The sequence below is a fragment of the Westiellopsis prolifica IICB1 genome, from assembly GCF_004323185.1.
Taxonomy (GTDB): Bacteria; Cyanobacteriota; Cyanobacteriia; order Cyanobacteriales; family Nostocaceae; genus Pelatocladus; species Pelatocladus prolificus_A.
On the sequence record NZ_NAPS01000002.1, the window covers coordinates 1,707,216 to 1,724,513 of the forward strand.

At 38.8% G+C, this 17,298-nt stretch carries 13 protein-coding genes; 7 read left to right on the forward strand and 6 right to left on the reverse strand.

Features of this window, described 5'->3' with window-relative positions; genetic code table 11:
• Positions 1-324: 324 nt before the first annotated feature.
• Entirely contained in the window at positions 325-1,842 is a 1,518-nt protein-coding gene (lysS, locus tag B4U84_RS21705) for a lysine--tRNA ligase (protein ID WP_131120536.1), read from the reverse strand.
• A gap of 67 nt (positions 1,843-1,909) precedes the next feature.
• Positions 1,910-2,995 (reverse strand): hypothetical protein, encoded by a 1,086-nt coding sequence (locus B4U84_RS21710; protein ID WP_131120537.1) that lies wholly within the window; start codon positions 2,993-2,995, stop codon positions 1,910-1,912.
• A gap of 1,886 nt (positions 2,996-4,881) precedes the next feature.
• Between B4U84_RS21710 and B4U84_RS21715 the strand changes: the two genes are divergently transcribed.
• Positions 4,882-6,321 (forward strand): glycoside hydrolase 100 family protein, encoded by a 1,440-nt coding sequence (locus B4U84_RS21715; RefSeq protein ID WP_131121028.1) that lies wholly within the window; start codon positions 4,882-4,884, stop codon positions 6,319-6,321.
• A gap of 87 nt (positions 6,322-6,408) precedes the next feature.
• Here B4U84_RS21715 and B4U84_RS21720 read toward each other — a convergent pair whose 3' ends face one another.
• The 3 genes from B4U84_RS21720 to B4U84_RS21730 form a co-directional block, all read right to left on the reverse strand.
• On the reverse strand, positions 6,409-7,011 hold the full coding sequence (locus B4U84_RS21720; protein ID WP_017311251.1) for a hypothetical protein: 603 nt from the start codon (positions 7,009-7,011) through the stop codon (positions 6,409-6,411).
• Between the two features lie 121 nt (positions 7,012-7,132).
• Positions 7,133-8,158 carry a glucokinase gene (locus tag B4U84_RS21725; RefSeq protein WP_044452294.1) on the reverse strand — a complete coding sequence of 342 codons (1,026 nt, stop codon included), beginning with the start codon at positions 8,156-8,158 and terminating at the stop codon, positions 7,133-7,135.
• Positions 8,159-8,236: 78 nt separating this feature from the next.
• Complete coding sequence (locus B4U84_RS21730; RefSeq protein ID WP_017311253.1) at positions 8,237-8,884, reverse strand: histidine phosphatase family protein; 648 nt, start codon at positions 8,882-8,884, stop codon at positions 8,237-8,239.
• Positions 8,885-9,122: 238 nt separating this feature from the next.
• On the opposite strand from B4U84_RS21730, the gene B4U84_RS21735 reads away from it, so the two are divergent.
• The 4 genes from B4U84_RS21735 to phnE are packed head-to-tail and all read left to right on the forward strand — an operon-like array spanning position 9,123 to position 11,879.
• A complete protein-coding gene (locus tag B4U84_RS21735; protein ID WP_131120538.1) occupies positions 9,123-10,097 on the forward strand; it encodes a phosphate/phosphite/phosphonate ABC transporter substrate-binding protein in 975 nt (324 codons plus the stop codon).
• A 16-nt stretch (positions 10,098-10,113) separates the two neighbouring features.
• Entirely contained in the window at positions 10,114-10,374 is a 261-nt protein-coding gene (locus B4U84_RS21740; protein WP_131120539.1) for a hypothetical protein, read from the forward strand.
• Complete coding sequence (locus B4U84_RS21745) at positions 10,358-11,089, forward strand: phosphonate ABC transporter ATP-binding protein (RefSeq protein WP_131120540.1); 732 nt, start codon at positions 10,358-10,360, stop codon at positions 11,087-11,089. The genes B4U84_RS21740 and B4U84_RS21745 overlap by 17 nt, the downstream gene beginning before the upstream one ends.
• Position 11,090: 1 nt before the next feature.
• Complete coding sequence (gene phnE, locus B4U84_RS21750; RefSeq protein ID WP_131120541.1) at positions 11,091-11,879, forward strand: phosphonate ABC transporter, permease protein PhnE; 789 nt, start codon at positions 11,091-11,093, stop codon at positions 11,877-11,879.
• Between the two features lie 286 nt (positions 11,880-12,165).
• On the opposite strand, the gene B4U84_RS21755 is transcribed toward phnE, so the two are convergent.
• Positions 12,166-12,963 (reverse strand): 7-carboxy-7-deazaguanine synthase QueE, encoded by a 798-nt coding sequence (locus tag B4U84_RS21755; RefSeq protein ID WP_131120542.1) that lies wholly within the window; start codon positions 12,961-12,963, stop codon positions 12,166-12,168.
• 310 nt (positions 12,964-13,273) lie between these two features.
• On the opposite strand from B4U84_RS21755, the gene B4U84_RS21760 reads away from it, so the two are divergent.
• Both B4U84_RS21760 and B4U84_RS21765 read left to right on the forward strand, forming a co-directional pair.
• Positions 13,274-14,299 carry an anti-sigma factor antagonist gene (locus B4U84_RS21760; RefSeq protein WP_207390975.1) on the forward strand — a complete coding sequence of 342 codons (1,026 nt, stop codon included), beginning with the start codon at positions 13,274-13,276 and terminating at the stop codon, positions 14,297-14,299.
• Between the two features lie 455 nt (positions 14,300-14,754).
• The gene (locus B4U84_RS21765) at positions 14,755-17,124 is read left to right on the forward strand and encodes a hypothetical protein (protein WP_131120544.1); all 2,370 of its coding nucleotides are present in this window, start codon (positions 14,755-14,757) and stop codon (positions 17,122-17,124) included.
• The last annotated feature ends 174 nt before the right edge of the window (positions 17,125-17,298 follow it).

Below are 17,298 nucleotides of genomic sequence, written 5' to 3' on the forward strand. Positions count from 1 at the left end.
TTTATTATCTGTTGGGTTTGCAGCAAGCCTTTGCTAACTAAAACATCATAGCCTGCTCCTTCGCCTGTAAATCAAGTCTTGCGACTCGGAAATTAAATTTTTGAGTTTTAAATTAGGTTTTAGACTCAGAAATTAAATTTTTGAGTTTTAAATTAGGTTTTAGACTCAGAAATTAAATTTTTGAGTTTTAAATTAGGTTTTGGACTCAGAAATTAAATTTTTGAGCTTTAAATTAGGTTTTGGACTCAGAAATCGAAAAACACCAAGACTAAAGAGTATCATAAAGTTTGATATGTAATTGCCTTGGTGGTTTCATTTACAGTTCTATTCTGAGGATGAATCAGATTTTTCTGGTTTGAGTAAGGGGAAGGCCATCGCATCTCGGATGCTAGCACAGTCAGTCAGCAACATTACTAACCTGTCAATGCCAATACCTAAACCTCCAGTGGGAGGCATTCCATATTCTAAGGCTGTTAGGAAGTCTTCATCTACTCCTTGGGCTTCTAAATCACCTGCGGCTTTGCGGGCTGCTTGTTCTTCTAAGCGTTGGCGTTGATCAATGGGATCGGTAAGTTCTGAAAAACTGTTGGCTGTTTCGCGTCCGACAATAAATAATTCAAAACGTTCTACTAAACCAGGCTGGGAACGGTGCGGTTTTGCCAAGGGCGATATTTCGACGGGATAGTCAATCACAAAAGTAGGCTGAACTAAGTTAGTTTCTACTTTTTGTTCAAAGGCTTCATTCAGCAGTTTACCAATAGAAGGACAATCTTCTATTTTTTCTAATCCAGCATTTTTAGATGCAGTTTTAGCTGCTTCCAAGCTTTGGAAAGCTCGGAAATCTAATCCTGTATATTCTTGTACCAAGTCATGCATGGTAACACGACGCCAAGGTGGCGTTAAATCAACTGCTTGTCCTTGGTAAGTAATTTGCAATGTGCTAAGTGTTTCTTGGGCAACGCTGGTAATGATTCCTTCTGTCAGCGCCATCATATCGTTGTAGTCGGCGTAGGCTTGGTAAATTTCCACCGTAGTAAATTCTGGATTATGACGGGTAGAAATTCCCTCATTACGAAAAATTCGTCCTAGTTCAAATACTTTTTCAAAACCACCGACAATTAATCGCTTGAGATGGAGTTCTGTGGCAATCCGCAAATACAACTCCATATCTAAGGTGTTGTGGTGGGTAATAAATGGCCGCGCATCAGCACCTCCTGCTTCTGCTTGTAAAACAGGAGTTTCAATTTCCAAGAAATCACGTTGTTCTAAGTATCTACGAATACCAGCAGTAATTTGAGCGCGACGGCGGAAAGTTTGCCGAACTTCTGGGTTAACGATTAAGTCTACGTAGCGTTGCCGATAACGTTTAGCTACATCTGTCAAACCGTGCCACTTATCAGGCAAGGGCAACAAAGATTTAGTTAATATTGTATATTCTTTAACATAAACTGATAATTCGCCCTTTTCAGTCCGTTTAATTGTTCCTTTCGCCCCTAAGATGTCACCAACATCTGTAAGCTGTTTGAGATGATTAAAGGCATTAGCATCAACATCTGCCATACCTGCTTGGATGCGGTTTTTGTCTAAATAAAGCTGAATTTTGCCAGTTTCATCTTCTATATCAAAGAAAGCTAGTTTACCGAAGACGCGACGCACCATAATGCGTCCAGCCACAGCGACATCTATATCTACTTCTTCTCCATTGGCTAAATCAGCAAATTTTTCCTGCAATTGCGCTGCGTGATGGGTAGATTCCCAACGATAGGCGTAGGGGTTCATCCCTAACTGTCTAAACTGTTCTACTTTCTCTAGCCGCGTAGCACGGATATCTTCTTCCGACATAATTAACGAACTAACATAGGGCAAGAATTAATTATAGATGCTGGCAATGTAGGCAACACCATAACTGTTAAACTACACCGCTAGCTAATTCTTCTTTATAACCCAAGCGCGATCGCTCTCTCAAAAATAGCTGTTGCATTTCTTGCAGATAAGGCCACAATAACATCTTCTGTTCTGTGTTCAGGTGGCTACTAATTTCATCTACCAAGAGTTGACACCATTTTTCTGTCATTTCCCATTTGATACCTACACCCTTGACAACCATCACACACAACGGTATGAGTTCTTTTTCTATGGATTCCATACTCTTTTCTAAAAAGCACAACCACAAGTAAGCTTGAAACATATTTAAGTCACGAAGGCAAGAGTGTTTGATACTTGGGTTACTCAATTCCCCCCTGCGGCTATAGTGATTGGGTAATAACTCCACCAGTTGACGATAAATCGACTCAGCAATCTCTGGTGTAGCTAACATCATATGTTCTATAAGATTTAATTCCGGTGAATCTATCTCATACTTGATAGCGCTAGCACAAACTCGTTGCCAAGGCATAGAAACTTGTTCTTCGATAAATTTTAAGTAGGGAGTCAGTAATATTTTTTCTGTTGACGTAAGTTTTTTGAGAATTAACTGATTTGTAAAATTTATTTGCGTAGTCATAAACCCAAGAGAACGCCAATCTTTGGACATGATGTGCTGCTCTTGAAATACAAGTAATACTGGTTCAAGTAAATAGGCTAATTCGGTGATTTCTGATACTCCAAATATGTAAATATTCTGATTATCAGATACTTCTGTTGTAGATAAATGTGATTGAAGAGAGTTTTTTTTGTAAAATTCAAGTGTTTGTTTATATATGCGAAAAGCAAATTGAGTTATCAGCCTTGCTTCGTTCAAATCTATAATGTTGGGGATATAACTATAAAAGGTTTTCGCTTGTATACATCCCATCTGGCAATTAATATCTAATAGATTTTTCATCAATCTAGCAGATGTCAAACCTCGTCCCTCTGGTGAAGCTGTTGCCAATAAACTAGTATGAACATACTTGTCTAGTAAGACATGAGAAAATTCAAGTTTATAACGCCTTACCCAAAGTTTGAGCAAGCGTTCTACCGAAGGAGTTTTAACAGTTTCTACTGTTTTGAGCATATATTTTTACTTTGGAGTTTCTTTTTTATTTTTCCGCACAATTAATCAAATTCATATGGTTAATAAGGAGTATTTTTCTCCATAAATAAGTAAGTAATCTAAATGTACTGAATCACTATAATAAATTAATTTAAAATAATTCACTTGATTTTGTTGTTAAAATAGGCAATTTCTCCGTTATTACTATTTGATAAACTTATTAGGACTATTGAATTGTTGATATAAACCGCTGATAAAGAAATTTCAATACTTTTAGTCAAAGCAATTAGCCGGAAAATAAATTTTCGACTCAATACTTAAACCCATTAGAATGGGTTTAAGTATTGAGCCCTAACCCCCAGCCCTCATTCTCCAAAATTGAGGGTTATGGGGATGGGTTGTGGATTCAATTCCATTTTCTACAGACGCGTAAACGCGAAATGGCTACTTGCACGCCTGTCGCTACGCGCCTATCGAAGGTAAGCAGTTGGTTTCAAGGGACAGTAATCTAAAATCTAAAATCGAATATTGTATCCTGTTGATTCTTGCATCAACAAACACTCAGTCGTGGCGAAACAAAACCTGCTAGACAAGGGTTTAAAATCTTTGATTTGCCAAATAGCCCGTGTCTCGGACTTGGTTTGTATAACCACACTGGGCGCACATTGCTAGGTCGCGGAATTTAACTTTATTATTTTTTAACTTTCATTCAGAGAACGTAGGAATTTTTCTATACAAACTCCTTCTATATTGCTAAATACACAAACTTTAGTTGTAATCCGGAAGATTTAACAAAATTTTTGGTAAATAGTTTTTCCATACTTCATATATTTATGAACATTAATATCATAAAAGTAACAAGAGCTACAAAACAATATGCTATTTTAATATAAAGACTTTTTTCATCTAGTAATTTCTAAGAATAGTTATTTGTGTAGCTAGTTAGTTTTTTGCATCTACCACTTTTTGACCAATTATTTCTTTATGGTACAAGCCCCTCCCCCATTCGCCTAATTTGGGATTTTGGATTGACGAGGCACGGGTGGCTCTCATAGCGTCGCCACATTGAGTGCCGTCCCCACGGACGGATCCGCTTTCTTGTACCATCAAGGAATGATTGGTCAGTAAACTTGCTGATTAGTCGAGGTTTATTAGACCACTAGTTAGTATATGTAGTAGTGAAGAAATAATAAAAAATTACCACTCATTAAAAAAATTGAAATGCATGTATGACAATACTTTGCTCTAAGATGAAACTTGTTATTTTTTTAGAATAAATTTTTTCAGAATAGCTTATTTTTTGGTTAAATGTGTATTTTTTTACGCACTATATTAAGTTTAATTTGTTTTGTTGGTAAAGAAAATTAGCGGCTAAAAAGTAAAATTAAATACCAAATATGTTAAATATGAAAAACGATTTTTAAAATTACCATTGCATATTATGAAAAATAGTTATAATTTTTATTGTGTCAGTAAACAGTTTTTTGATAGCTAAAGACACTTCTTGAATGAGCTAATTAGGGCTTACTGTGAAAGTATTTAAATTTACAAAAATTTAAATACATATTCATATATCTTTTTGTATGGTAAAAAGTAATTAACTCCTGAAAATTTTTCAATTATTCAAGGATAGATATAACTTAGTTATCAAAACAAAAATTTTGCTGTTGATCATTAAAATGGCAAAAGTTAAGTGCATTTTTTCAGCTAGAATGTAAATCCTAAAAATTCATAAAAAATCATAAGATTACTTGATTGAACAGTGAAAATATTTTTTACTGAGTATTCATCTTTTTTGTTGAATAAAAAATTTGTTTTTCATGGTGAAGATACTGAAAATAACAAATTAAATGGTATTTATTACCTTTGTAATTAAAATTACAAATTTACATGGAGATATTGAGACGATGCAATTAGAAGATTTGGCAACAATTGAAAATGTAGAAAGAGAAGCGTGGGAAGTTTTAGAAAAATCAATTATGTACTATCAAGGTCGTCCAGTCGGGACAGTAGCCGCCATTGATAGTACAGTAGATGCACTCAATTACGACCAATGTTTTATTCGAGATTTTGTTTCTTCTGGTCTACTATTTCTTATTCAAGGTAGAACAGAAATTGTTCGTAATTTTCTAGAAGTAACTTTAAAGTTACAACCAAAAGAGAATCAATTAGATGCCTACAAACCTGGACGGGGAATGATTCCAGCTAGTTTCAAAGTAGTTGTATCTCAAAGTGGTGAAGAATATTTAGAAGCAGATTTTGGAGAACATGCGATCGCCAGAGTCACACCTGTTGATTCATGTTTTTGGTGGATGATCCTGTTACGTGCTTATGTAGTAGCTACCAAGGATTATTCATTGGCATATCAAAGTGATTTCCAAGAGGGAATCAGGTTAATTATGGAACTGTCTTTAGCGACACGTTTTGATATGTATCCTACCCTATTGGTTCCAGATGGTGCTTGTATGATTGACCGTCGTCTGGGTATTTCTGGACATCCTTTAGAAATACAATCTCTGTTTTATGCAGCATTGCGTGCTGGGCGAGACTTGCTCATTTGCCAAGGTAATCAGGATATTGTTACAGCAATTGATAACCGTTTACCTGTTTTATGCGCTCATATTCGTAAACATTATTGGATAGACTTAAATCGTCTCAATGCTATTTACCGCTACAAAGGTGAAGAGTATGGTAAACAGGCTGTGAATGAATTCAATATATATGTAGATTCGCTTCCTTATGCTGAATTAGATCGGTGGTTACCAAAACAAGGTGGTTATCTAGCAGGAAATGTCGGACCATCACAAATGGATACCCGGTTTTTCACATTAGGAAACTTAGTTGCAATTATTTGTGATCTTGCTAGCAAAGAACAATCGCAAGCCATCATGAATTTAATTGAGAAACGCTGGGACGACTTAGTCGGAGATATGCCGATGAAAATCACTTTTCCAGCTTTAGAAAATGAAGAATATAGAATTATTACTGGCTGCGATCCTAAAAATATACCTTGGTCTTATCACAATGGTGGCAATTGGCCAGTTTTAATGTGGATGTTGGCAGCAGCAGCGATTAAAACTAAAAGAATATACTTAGCAGATAAAGCAATTGAAATTGCCCAAGAACGTCTTAAAGATGATGAATGGCCAGAATATTACGATGGTACAAGAGGGCGACTGCAAGGCAAACAAGCGAGAAAATATCAAACATGGACAGTTGCAGGATTTTTATTAGCAAAAGAATTGATTAAAAATCCCTCTTGTTTGCCACTAGTTAGCTTTGATCAATTCGTAACACAACAGGTTTCTAGGGCTTGTGAATTTCAAATCAACAGCTTTGACGCTTGAAAATGTTATCTTGTTAGTGGTTAGTTGGTAGTTGTTAATTATGCCCAATGCCAACTTTCCGCATCTTCTTTGCGTCAATTCTAATTTTCATTTTTTCAAAACTAACTGGAAAGAATTCAAGTATCCATTAATAGTTTGAGATAAAGTCTTCTGTTGTTTTTGAGTTGCGATCGCTATGACTTGATACAAACGTCCATCAGCAACATACATTCGGTTTTTAGTGATTTTACCACCAGAGTTGACATACTCAATTTCTTTGCCGGGATGACCGTTTGAACTATTAATACTGCGTTGTCTAATTAAATTACTTTGGGTAGCTTTTACAGCCAGAGTTTGGGCGTTGTTAAGTATTAATTGGGGATTTGTCATTTGACCATAGCTATGGGGAAAGTCATTGTATGCGACTACGTAAGCCACTTCTTGGTTAGCTAGTTGACCAACAAAGACTTGTAAGTTTATTTCCCCCATATAGGTCTTTTGAGTTTGGGTAATCGCTTTGGGCATTCCTGGCATTAAGACAGTGAAACTACCATCTGGGGCAGTGAATAGCTTCCATTCTGATTTAATTGGTTTATTTCGAGCTGGTTTGGTTGGGGAAAGGGGGCGCTGGGGGGGACGCGCCTCGACACGAGTAAATCCGCTACATAGTAAGGTTACAGTAATTAGGGACAACAACACTCTTTTTGTCATAGTTTTTGCTTTTACACGTGCTGCTATTACGTAGATTGATAGGTTTGTTATAACTTAACAAAATCTTTAGAAGCACCCGTGAAAATGTGTAAAAAGGGCATTGTTACCCTAAGTGTATATACTATAACCTAGAAGCGTAAATAGCAGCACCAATTAAGCCCACTTGTTGATTTATGACAATATGTACTGGTATTTCTTCTAACAAGGAGCGCATTCTACCTTTATGGGTAAAGTTGAACAAAAACTCACCTTTTTGAACTAAAGACAAGATTTTTGGGGCTATACCACCAGCAACATATAAACCACCATAAGGAAGGAGTTTGAGGGCAAGATTACCAGCTTCAGCGCCGTAAGCTTCTATAAATAACTGTATTGTTTGTTCACTGAGGCGATCGCTTGCTTGTAAAGCAGCATTACCAATGACTGCACCCGGATCAACGCTTTTTTCTGGTTTCCCTGCTTCTTGTTCCCAAGTTCTGACTATTTCAGCAATTTCTGGTGATTCGTTGCTAATTTTGCGATCGCGTAGAAATTGGTAAATAGAAACAATTCCTAAACCAGAAACTACCCGTTCCACAGAAACGCGCTGGATACTGTGTTTATCCAACAGATATTTCAGCAGTTGAAACTCTAACTCAGTACGAGGGGCAAAATCAGCATGACCACCTTCAGAAGGAAAAGCTTGATAAAATTTTCCCTGTTTGATTAAAAATCCTTGCCCTAAACCAGTACCAGCACCAATAATCCCAATGGGTGCATCTGGGTTTGGTTTCCCAGCTTGAAGTGTATAAAAATCCTGGGGTTCTAAACCTAGAATGCCATAGGCAACAGCAGTAAAATCATTGATTAAAGACACATAATTGATACCGAGTTGTTGTTGTAAACGTTCGGCGTCCAGAAACCAAGCCAAATTAGTCAGCTTGGCAGTATTGTGAACTACAGGCCCAGCGATCGCAAAACAAGCTTTTTCCGGTATGGGTGTGTTAGCTGCGGTTAAAAATTGCTGTACTATTGGCACTAAATCAGGAAAATCCCCACTGCGATAACGCTGTTCATACACTGTACGTAAAACAGGTGCTTCTGTTTCTTCCATCACTCGCAGAATGGTTTTTGTGCCGCCAATGTCTCCTGCTAGTAGTAAAGTCATAAATATATATGGTAGTAGTTAGTAGTTAGTAGTTAGTAGTTAGTAGTCACCACCAAAAATACATTTAGTTATTATCCATCAATTAAACCGAACAAATTCCTCTACCTGCGTTAAGTGGGAAGTATCTCCCTTGAGTTCAAGAAACCATTCTGGATGTTGACGTACAACTTTTACTAAGCTACATAAAGATGCTTTAACTTCCGTTACAGCAATTTCACCAACAAGTCCCATAGCTGCACCTAGTACAGATGCACCATGTCCCACTAGCAAAATATTGTCTGGAGAATATTCTGTGGCTAGACATCTAGCAGTTTGTCCGGAACGCGCCCGTACTTGTGGATGAGTTTCTGGATACTTAGCAGCAATGCGGGGCGTGTAGCTAGTATCTATTCTGGGAAATAGTCCAGCCAGAGCAGGAATAGAAAGCCTTTCTGGTTCCTCTGTCATCCAAGCAGGATTGAGCCATTCACTTAAACCTGCTTCTAGTTTAATTGGTAAATCCAGAACTTCTGCAACAGCGTTTGCCGTTTGTACGGTTCGCAAGAAAGGCGAAGCAAAAATATGGGCAATTTTTTCTTTCTTGAGACGGTTAGCTAGTTGTTTGGCTTGTATAAAACCATCTTCAGACAAAGGGGGATCATAACGTCGTTCGGCGGTAAGAAACCAATCAGGGTTAACAAAATCAAGGCGGTTAGCGTGTCTTGCTATCCAGATGATTTGACTCATGGGTTGATTGCCAAGCGGATACACTTTTTTGACTGCAAAGTAAATATCATCTCATGTTCTCTGACTGCTGTATTGGTGGATCAATCAATCAACCAACCCACCTGCCAGCCCTGTATTTGTTTTTCTGGTATCTACCAATTTATCTTGACTTTGATTCCTCAAAATTCTAAAGTTTTAAAAAAACAATTGCAATAAATTCGCATAAATACTGATAATAATTCCTAGTGGAGAAAGACAAATGAGAGTCACAAAGCAGGGTGTGTTGGGTGTAAGTGTGGCATCTGTAGCCCTTATGGGTTTGATTGCTAGTACCTTTGGAGAAAAGTCAGCGATCGCCAATCTCATTCCCAATCAAAAAGAACAAACCTTACTCGCCCAAGGAAAGACAAATGAATTAGTAGTAATCTTTCCTAGTCGTTCTGACTCTACAGATTTGCAAAATAAAGCCAATGCTGTAGCGACATTTTTGTCTAAAGAGTTAGGAGTTCCAGTCAAAGCACAGATTGGTGATGACACCGCAGCAGTAGAAGCTTTAAGAGCCAACCGTGCTGATATCGCTTTCTTGAGTAGCCGTCCAGCGTTGAAAGCTGAACAATTGGCAAATGCTCGCTTGTATCTGGCTGAGGTTCGTTCCACTTATTCGGGTAAATATACTTATAACTCAGTGTTTGTTGTTCCCAAAAATAGCCCTTTTCAAACTCAGTCTACAGCTAAAGCCACTTTGTCACAATTGCGCGGAAAAAGAATGGCTTTTACTTCTCCCACTTCTGGATCTGGATTTATTTTCCCCACTGGTGAACTTGTGAAACAAGGACTTGTAGAAAACCGCGATCGCTTGAATAATTTCTTTGGACAAGTTACCTATGGTGGTAATTACAGCAAAGCCATACAAGCTGTGTTACGTGGTCAAGCGGATGTAGCTGCGGTGTCAGAATATGCACTAAATCCTCCGTACATTACGGAAGCAGAAAAGAATCAAGTGCGAATTCTTCACAAAATATCCGGCGTTCCTGCTCATGGCGTTGCTATTGATGATGACGTTCCCACCCCTACACGCGACAAAATTATCAACGCTATGCTGCTATTGAATCAGCCACAAAACAACCAATTGCTACGTAACTTATATAACTCTACAGAATTGGTCAAAGTTGACCATAACCAACATCTAGCACCTTTACGCAATGCCCTGCAACTAGCAGGAATTCAGCCGTAAACATTGGGCATGGGGCATGGGGCATGGGGCGTTGGGCATTGGGGAGCCAGTGCGTTGCGGAGGTTCCCTCCGTTGTAGCACCTGGCGTCATTGGGAAGAGACTTGTCAAATAATTCTCCTCACACTTCCCACACTTCCCACACCTCCCACACTCCTAGACGCGATGAATCGCGTCTCTACATTACTCCCCACACTTCCCACACTCCTAGACGCGATGAATCGCGTCTCTACATTACTTCCCACACTCCCCACAATTCCCTATGCATCCCGCTATTGAGTGTCACAATCTAAAAACAGCATACTCACTATCTCTACAGCGTCCCATTTTGAATGGGATTAGTTGCCAAATTGATCATGGTGAGTTTGTGGCTTTGCTAGGACTTAATGGCGCGGGTAAATCTACGCTGCTGCGATCGCTTGTTGGATTAGTACCCTTAGAGCAGGGAAGTATCAATATTAATGGTGTGCCGATTAATCCTCGTACTTTAACGCAAATTAGGCGAGACATCGGGATGTTATTTCAAGGTGGGGGATTAATTCCCCAACTCCCAGCAATTGATAATGTTTTGTGCGGGAAACTAGGTACACGCACAACTTGGCAAACTCTGTTTGGTTTTCCGAAACGCGATCGCCGTCAAGCGTTGGAGATATTAGAACAATTGGGTTTAAGAGGACAAGCTGATCAAAAAACGAGTTTACTGAGTGGTGGACAGCAACAACGGGTAGCGATCGCTCGTGCTTTAATTCAATCTCCCCAAATTCTTTTAGCTGATGAACCGATTACAGGTTTGGATGTTATGGCTTGTAAACAGGTGATGGATACTTTATCTCAATTACATTCTCAGCAAAGGATAACCATTGTCACAGTTTTGCACGATTTGGGTATAGCAGCAGAATATGCTCAACGAGCGATCGTTTTAGATAATGGACGTGTTGTTTATGATGGTCATTGTGAAAATTTGCAAGCTCAGTTTTCTGTGATTAAAAAGTAGAATGAAGTATTTTGTAATTTTCTGGAAGCGTTTTGCTTGGCTGAGTCCCCTACTGATATTCTGCTTGATAGTAGCTATTTACGCTTGGGCTTTGCGGGGTCTGAAGGTAGATTTTGAACTTCTAAATAATAGTTGGCCTTACATAACTGATTTTATTTCTAGATTATTTCCACCAGACCCGGCTGTTTTAGATATTGCTATTCAAGCATTAGTTGAAACAATACAAATGTCTTTGTGGGGGACTACCTTAGGAGCAATTCTTTCTCTACCAATTGCTATTGCTAGCGCCCATAATGTTGCCCCTGTTTGGTTACAATGGTTGGCTAATCTCTTACAAAATATCGTGCGTTCGGTTCCTTCGATTATTTTGGGTTTGATTTTTGTCGCAGCAACCGGACTGGGTGCGCCTGCTGGTACTTTGGCTTTAAGCATCTATACGATTGGCTACCTTGCCAAGTTTTATCAACAAGCGATCGAAGCAGTAGACTCTCGCTCTATAGAATTTTTGCAAGTTACGGGAGCATCAAGATTACAAACAGCGCAATACGGCATTTTACCCCAAGTCTTGCCTTTGGGCTTAGGATATACACTGTGGATGTTTGAGTACAATATTCGCGCTGCTTCTGTGTTGGGTGTCGTTGGAGCGGGTGGTATTGGCTTTCAGTTAAAAAGTTATATAGATGGCTTTGAATATAACAAAGCAACAACCATGATGTTGGTATTATTGATAGTCGTGACGATCATAGATTTCTTTAGCAGCCAGTTACGTAAACGCCTTGATTCTATGTAGAAAGTTATTGGGCATTGGGCATTGGGCATTGGGCATCGGAAAGAGACTTATTCAATAATTCTCCCGTGTTCTCTTTGTTTGTCTTACCAATTTTTAAATATCAAAACATCACTGTTTTAAGAATTTAGATACTGTAGAAAAACTAGGTTAACTGTCAACTAAGTACATTTTTATATCAAAAATTCACAGATTTTACTTAATTCTTGCATTTATCTTTATAAAAGAACCTTGCTAGTTAGTAGATAGTGATCAGTAGTAAATAACTAATAACCATTAATTATTAAATCTAAAGCTGATTCAGCATCTTATGTGTTTGAGGTATTACCCGCACCTGCTTAACGAAGGGCTTGATCAAAGCCTGCCACACCAATACCTGTTCTGGAGAAGGAGCAAGCACAGGATTTGCAGTCAATTGTTCAGAAGCAGGCAAAGGAGTAACAGGTTGTAAAAATACTGGGATCGATGGACTAACCTGTGCCACGAGTAAAGCTGAACGCTCTAATTCAGCCGGGTTTGTTTGATCAGAAATGATAATTTTGACAAAAACTTCTATTTGTGATTCATAACAAAGTTGGAGAAATTTGCTGTGTTCTTGCCAACGATTTTCACCACTAGTACTGGGTAATTTCAAATCCATACCGACAGAGTCTAAATAAGGCAAAATCATTGCCAATTGTTCTGGACGATGTCCTCCAGTCTCCAAATATATAGGCAAACCTGTAATTGCACGTATCTGTGGTAAAAACTCCACTAAAAATCCAGCATGAAGCAGAGGTTCACCACCAGTCAAGCTAATGCTATCGTGTAAACAAGGTATATTTTGCCGCTCGATCCATTCGAGTAAGATAGGTAAAGAGACAGGGTTTGAGTAAATTTCAAAATCGCGTTTTCCTGGCGATCGCTCTATCCTACAGGTAGTGGGTGCATTCCACGTATGAGCGCTATCACAGAATTGACAGCGCAAATCACAAAGAGCAAAACGAATAAAAATCTGACGTGTCCCGACATTCAGTCCTTCCCCTTGAATAGCGGAAAAGACTTCTACCAGGCGTGCTGTGGGTGTAATACCAATTTTAGTAGTCATTTGATGATCAAAAGGCGTATCCGCCCTTTCGGCATAAAAGCAAGAATGTTTATGAAGTTCTAGTTCTATTGTGAACTTTATTGGCAGTCTCCAATTTCAACTCCAGTAACTAGTCTTCCGGAAAAGACACTTTTACGGGTGGAGCAAAAATAAAGGGGTACGGTACTATACCTTTGATCTTTTATCATTTCAATCCGTTTATAACCTGGGTAGCGGACTACTAGCGATTAGTTATTGTTTGAGCTGATTGTATATCGGTTTAAGTGATTTACTAAAACTAAGTAATATTTGACATATTACATTGACTGACATGGCAATGAAGGTGCAGGGTTTCATGATTAGCCAACCCCAAGAGGTAGATTTTCCAGTGATGTTCTTACATGACACGGCAATAGTGCAGGTATCAGAGCGATTGAGCGTGCTAGAGGCAGTAGCCTTTAAGCAAACTTGCCAAAAGATTACTCAAACACAACCAATTCCGCAGAAAATCATCATTGACTTTCAGCAAACTACTTTCATGGATAGTAGTGGTTTAGGTGCTTTGGTAAATAATTTTAAAATTGCTCAAGATCAAGGGATAGAATTTATACTGCGGAATGTAACTCCCCAAGTCATGGCTGTACTCAACTTGACAGGACTGGAAAAGGTTTTTCCCATTGAGTCTAGTGAGTCACTCCCAGTAACCTCTAAGAACCAACTCGAAGAACAGCTACCGACGACACATCCTTCTGTTCGTTCTTGGATGAAACGGATAATCGATATTGTTGGAGCATTGGTAGGTTTAGCCATTATAGGAGTTTTGTTTATTCCTATTGCTGTTGCGATCGCAATTGATGATCCCGGCCCCATTTTCTTTAGTCAAATTCGTTGTGGTTGGATGGGTAAACGGTTTCGCATTTGGAAATTTCGCTCCATGTATGTTGATGCTGAAGCTAGAAAGGCTGAATTAGCAAAACAGAATCAAGTACAAGGAGCATTTTTCAAAATTGATAATGATCCCAGAATTACCAAAGTAGGACGCTTTTTGCGGCGTACAAGTTTAGATGAATTACCACAATTTTGGAATGTTCTCAAAGGAGAAATGAGTCTAGTCGGTACCAGACCACCCACACCCGACGAAGTCGAACGTTATGAAGTACCAGAATGGCAACGTTTGGATGTAAAACCGGGTATGACTGGAGAATGGCAAGTCAATGGGCGGTCTAGCGTACGTAAGTTTGAGGATGTAATTCGTCTGGATTTGCAATATCAGAAAAACTGGAGCTTGCTATACGATTTGAAACTGATTTTGAAAACAATCACTATTCTGTTTCACAAAAACAGTGGTGCTGTCTAGGTTTATTTTACAAAGTCCTTACAGAGGTTTAGGGGTATACCTACCGCAAAATACAAGCTTACAATTAATTTTTTGGTTGCCCCCACCTCTATTAAAATAAAAATTTTCACGAAAACCTTGATAAGTACTTATGCAAAATTAATTAGACATTTTTTATTCTGTATCCTTGATTTGCCAAACCAAAGAGACAAACGAGATATATAAATAATTTTGCCTAATTACTTACAAACACAAAGGATGTAGAGACCGTAATTACGCGGTCTCTATAAATTTATATGTATTGTAATTAACGTAAGTTGAATAAATATTATCAGACCAAGTAAAGAATTTAGGGGCAAGGCGCGGATAATTCGGTGTAAAAAACACGTGGGCTTTCTGCTTGTAATCGTGTAAACTGGCAGACAAACTAAAGCTATGATTACATGCATGGCTCTGGGTTCTCGGCATATGTGACAATGGAACACTGGCAATTTCTCATACAGAAACAGGGCGATCGCTCCTGGGATTCCCTAAAATCGCCAAACGTCGAAATCTCGGAAGGTAAGTATAGAGTTGTGGCTCGATCTAAGCTTGCCAATGTTGATGTGGAAGTGCGGGTGACTCACTACTCAAGTTTAGAAATTCCACCAAAGCGCCGTGTTCAAAAGCGATCGCGTCGTACAAATGCTGAAGGCTTAATGGCGGTCATGCCTTTTACTTATCTCCAACCTGGACTTTGGGAATTACAATGTTCTAGCGATTTAATGTCAAACCTTTTTGGTAAGCCTTGGCAGCATAGTATACAATTACAAGTCTTGCCCCTGGAAAGAGATGGGGTGATGGAAAGAGTGGAAAGTGGAGAAAATGAATACACAAAAATCTCCGCAATTGCCCAAAGCAGTACGATTGAAAAAGAAGATACAATTATCAATCAGCCCGTCAGCCCAGTTTGGCTACAAGAACAGACAGCAGAGCAAATATTACAACACTTAGTAGAGTTAGTTTTACCCGCTTCTGAGCCTTTAGTAGAAGATGAAGTTATAGAAGATTCACCTCCACTGATCCCAGAACTACCACTGCTGCTGAGTTTAGAACAAGAAAACTATATCGCTCATTGGGGGCAAATTCTCAGTCTTGACGGGTGCGTGGAGTCAACAGAAACATCGACTCTACAAAAGTTGTTGACTGGAGAACTACGCCTTGAATTGCGATCGCCTCAAAGTTTAGAAATATTAGCCCAAACACACCAACTAATACCAGAAAAACTACTACCCTTTTCGATCAAATCTTTAGTCGAAATCCCTGCTGATTTTGAATCAAAACTCATTTTGGGTGAGATTAGCTTGTACGGTACACTCGCCCCAAAGAGTGAAACTACACTGTTAGCTAGTCAATGTTTTACAATCACAGCCGATATTACGCAATTACTCGTAAATAGTACACCAGCAACAGCAACTGAACCGGAGCCAACAGCAATACCACAAACAGAAGTAACGCCAGAACCATCTGTCAAGCTGGATTTAAAACTTTTTAATATTGTTAAATCTCAAAAAATAGCCCAGTCCTCATTTACTGAACCTACTGCCAATATTCTGCCACCATTAGTTACACGTTCTCATAAATCAGCTAATTTTCGTTCACCACAACTGCCTAAGTTTCCTCAAAAGCAGACTCATGTTGCTGTTTGTGAACCCTTAACCCAAAAAGAATATTTGGAAGCAAAAGATTCTGGGAATGTTAAGCAAGTTGCAATAAATGATACTAGTGCGATTGTTCTTGCTTCCGCAATTCCCACAAAGATGCAGCCATTATCTAAAGAAATTTCTTTTGCCATTGTCAAGCGTAGAACAAACAGAGATAGTACTTTTCCATTCTTGAGGCGAATCAAAAATTTACCAGGCGATCGCGAAAATATAACAAGCGGTGTACCTGAAACATCAGAATCACGTTTGCGGGAAAACTCTGATCATAGCCATAGCACTGCGGTTGTAGAAGATACACATCAATTAGCAACAAATCCTGATGATTCTTTGAATGACTCCGTAGCATTAGTTCTCCAACGCCATTCTGAATTGTTAACAGTAGAAACTTCCAACATATCACCTCTAATTAGGAAGTGGATACACAGTCATGGATACAGTTTGCCTGAACCTATCGATGTAGAGTATGAAGATTACGATCTTTGTGTCACTACTCACGAAGAGATATCCGAACAACAAACTTTGTCCCCAATTGAAGCTGAAACCCCAGAAGTAAAAACTAAAGCAGAAGAACAGCAAATTACAGAACAATTCCCAATACCTCAATCTTCTCCTCTCCCCCTTCCTCCCCCACCTTCGCCATTTCGTATCCGACAATTCAAAACACCACCAGCTTGGTTAGCTAGAGAAATTGTCGTAGATGACACTGATGAGCAAGAAAAAGTTGCTGATTTATTACAGCAGGAAGAAGAAAATTCTGTTGCGAGCGCTCCTACAATCATTGAACTTTTGCCAACTCCACAATTATACGTACCAGAAGGCGAACTAATTTCTGGTAAGTTTGTGAAAGTACGTGTACAGCTAGATTGTGTACATTCTAACGTTGCTATTAAGCTATGGGTTAAAGATTGTCAAACGCGCTGCATACTCGACGGGCCATGTTTACTCACCAGTTTCCTCCCCACAGCTTCCGGATTAGAGGTGATTGATCAAATCTATATTCCTCTCGGTTGTTTAGAAGTTCGTATAGAAGCGATCGCAATAGATACAACCAACCAAAACGAAAGCCAAAAAGCCACTGTCGTCAGAAACGTGATTCCAGAAGACTTACAGACTCTGCAACCAAATGATTTCTTGGATCTTTAGAAAGTGAGGGTGTCAGGAGTATAGAAGAAGAACAGACGACAAATGACAAATGACTTTTAACATATATTTACAAATAACTTTTCTGTGTTAAAAATCTTTAGAAATTACAAATTTAGGCGAAGAATTGCAGTAAGCTCATTTTGAATTGTAGTGTGCTTTAAGAGGAATCTTTAC

Excerpts from the sequence above, each read along its gene's own strand:
- lysS (WP_131120536.1), bottom strand. The coding sequence starts at position 1,842 with ATGTCGGAAGAAGATATCCGTGCTACGCGGCTAGAGAAAGTAGAACAG.
- B4U84_RS21710 (WP_131120537.1), bottom strand. The coding sequence starts at position 2,995 with ATGCTCAAAACAGTAGAAACTGTTAAAACTCCTTCGGTAGAACGCTTG.
- B4U84_RS21715 (WP_131121028.1), top strand. The coding sequence starts at position 4,882 with ATGCAATTAGAAGATTTGGCAACAATTGAAAATGTAGAAAGAGAAGCG.
- B4U84_RS21720 (WP_017311251.1), bottom strand. The coding sequence starts at position 7,011 with ATGACAAAAAGAGTGTTGTTGTCCCTAATTACTGTAACCTTACTATGT.
- B4U84_RS21725 (WP_044452294.1), bottom strand. The coding sequence starts at position 8,158 with ATGACTTTACTACTAGCAGGAGACATTGGCGGCACAAAAACCATTCTG.
- B4U84_RS21730 (WP_017311253.1), bottom strand. The coding sequence starts at position 8,884 with ATGAGTCAAATCATCTGGATAGCAAGACACGCTAACCGCCTTGATTTT.
- B4U84_RS21735 (WP_131120538.1), top strand. The coding sequence starts at position 9,123 with ATGAGAGTCACAAAGCAGGGTGTGTTGGGTGTAAGTGTGGCATCTGTA.
- B4U84_RS21740 (WP_131120539.1), top strand. The coding sequence starts at position 10,114 with ATGGGGCATGGGGCGTTGGGCATTGGGGAGCCAGTGCGTTGCGGAGGT.
- B4U84_RS21745 (WP_131120540.1), top strand. The coding sequence starts at position 10,358 with ATGCATCCCGCTATTGAGTGTCACAATCTAAAAACAGCATACTCACTA.
- phnE (WP_131120541.1), top strand. The coding sequence starts at position 11,091 with ATGAAGTATTTTGTAATTTTCTGGAAGCGTTTTGCTTGGCTGAGTCCC.
- B4U84_RS21755 (WP_131120542.1), bottom strand. The coding sequence starts at position 12,963 with ATGACTACTAAAATTGGTATTACACCCACAGCACGCCTGGTAGAAGTC.
- B4U84_RS21760 (WP_207390975.1), top strand. The coding sequence starts at position 13,274 with ATGGCAATGAAGGTGCAGGGTTTCATGATTAGCCAACCCCAAGAGGTA.
- B4U84_RS21765 (WP_131120544.1), top strand. The coding sequence starts at position 14,755 with ATGGAACACTGGCAATTTCTCATACAGAAACAGGGCGATCGCTCCTGG.